Genomic DNA, 238 nt, shown 5'->3' on the forward strand with positions numbered 1-238 from the left:
CGCCTGGAACGTGCGCACATGGCGGCGGCGCGAGGCGGCGTAACGGGGCAGGGCGCTGGCCAGGTCGTCGCTGGTATTCAAGGCATGCACCAACGCGCGGGCATCGAGCAGCGCCATGTTGGCGCCCTGGCCCAGTTGCGGGCTGGTGGAATGCGCGGCATCGCCGATGATCGCCAGGCTGCGGCCCACCGGCATGGCCAAGGTGTGATGGCCGTAGCGGGCGAGGGTCATGTCGTCG

The 238-nt window shown here is 70.6% G+C and carries 1 protein-coding gene; it reads right to left on the reverse strand.

Annotated elements, in window-relative coordinates:
• Nucleotides 1-231: FAD-dependent monooxygenase (locus AC0IW9_RS31930; protein ID WP_471652293.1), on the reverse strand; the 231-nt coding region annotated here is incomplete at its 3' end.
• Nucleotides 232-238 lie beyond the last annotated feature (7 nt).

Source organism: Belnapia sp. AC561 (assembly GCF_979252845.1).